This is a genomic window from Coleofasciculus sp. (assembly GCF_046565525.1).
Lineage (GTDB): Bacteria > Cyanobacteriota > Cyanobacteriia > Cyanobacteriales > Coleofasciculaceae > Coleofasciculus.
This window is the reverse complement of record NZ_JBKHUP010000246.1, coordinates 1-1,562: the sequence shown is the minus strand read 5'-3', so window position 1 is coordinate 1,562 and position 1,562 is coordinate 1. Positions and strand designations below refer to the sequence as shown.

Annotated in this window: 1 protein-coding gene; it reads left to right on the top strand. The window is 47.6% G+C overall.

Annotated features, from left to right (window positions below):
* Window positions 1–214 precede the first annotated feature (214 nt).
* Window positions 215–1,546 (top strand): RNA-guided endonuclease IscB, encoded by a 1,332-nt coding sequence (iscB, locus tag ACLGGO_RS35510; protein ID WP_446422840.1) that lies wholly within the window; start codon window positions 215–217, stop codon window positions 1,544–1,546.
* Window positions 1,547–1,562: the final 16 nt, after the last annotated feature.

The following is a 1,562-nucleotide window of genomic DNA, read 5'->3' as shown; positions in this document are numbered from 1 at the left end:
GACAACAAATACCAAAACTGTAGAGATAGCCAGTCTCAGTTCTTTAATGAACTACGCTACCTGGGTCATGACACCTTAAGGTGCTTTCCAGCTTTAAGCTACTGTCGCTCAAATTTAAACATCTGTATTCGACTAAAGAAGTGATTTGAGTGTAAAAAGCCCAGATAGCTTTGACGAGGAAAACGTTACCGGAATAATCCGAGATATCCAACTTATGTTTGTATTTGTCCTCGACAAAAACCGAAAGCCACTTGACCCCACTCACCCAGCACGAGCAAGACGCTTGCTTGTCTCAGGTAGAGCCTCAGTGTTTCGCCGTTATCCGTTGACAATCATTCTCCATGACAGGCTCAAAGAAAATTCCCAAACCCAGCTTTTTAGACTCAAAATCGATCCTGGGGCGAAAACAACGGGACTAGCTATTCTCCAAGGTTCCGTAGTTGTTTGGGCGGCGGAGCTTTCTCACAGAGGGTTTGCGATTCGGGATGCATTGACCACTCGTCGCCAATTACGCAGGTCGAGGCGTAACCGTAAAACCAGATACCGTGCGGCACGGTTCGATAACCGTCGCCGTCAATCAGGTTGGTTGCCGCCCTCCCTCAACAGTCGAGTAGAAAACACGTTGACCTGGGTGCGCCGCTTGATCAAGTTTTGCCCAATAACCGCCATCAGCCAAGAGCTAGTAAAGTTCGATTTGTCCAAGATGCAAAATCCTGAGATATCAGGAGTGATGTATCAACAAGGCTCTTTGGCTGGCTACGAAGTCCGTGAGTATCTGCTCACCAAGTTTGCTCGGCGCTGTGTTTACTGTGGTGCAACGGATACTCGGTTAGAGGTCGAACACGTTGTACCTCGGTCACTTGGCGGTAGTAACCGTGTGAGCAACTTAACCCTGGCTTGCCACCCCTGCAACCAAAGCAAGGGTAATCAAGATATCAAAGATTTCTTGTCAGGCAAACCTGATGTCCTCAAGCGGGTTCTAGCTCAAATCAAAAAGCCGTTGGTAGATGCCGCCGCCGTTAATACAACCCGATGGGCTTTGTTTGAACGACTTAAGGCTACAGGGCTACCCGTAGAAACAGGCACCGGAGGGCAAACTAAATTCAATCGCACTCGCTTGGGCTTAGATAAAACCCACTATGGAGATGCGGTAGCTGTAGGGAGTTCAACACCAGAGCAAGTCATAGTCAAGGTGAATAAACCTTTGATGATTAAAGCCACAGGTTACGGGCATAGGCGGATGTGTAACATCACCAAGTTTGGCTTTCCCCAAGTCAATAAAAAAGGTGAATTAGCTGTCCGAAAAAGGGTAAAGGTTGTTCACGGGTTTCAAACTGGGGACATGGTGAGAGCTGTTGTTAGGTCAGGCAAAAATGTAGGTACTCATGTTGGGCGTGTTACGGTTCGAGCGACTGGGCAGTTTGATATTTCTACAGCTAAAAGCAAGCTTCAGATTATCAACCACAAGTACTGCCAACCTATTCACCGACAGGATGGATACAGTTATGCCGAGTTTTCAACCTTTGTCCACAGAATCACCGATTAGAGGCAACGCGATCGCG

Excerpts from the sequence above, each read along its gene's own strand:
- iscB (WP_446422840.1), top strand. The coding sequence starts at position 215 with ATGTTTGTATTTGTCCTCGACAAAAACCGAAAGCCACTTGACCCCACT.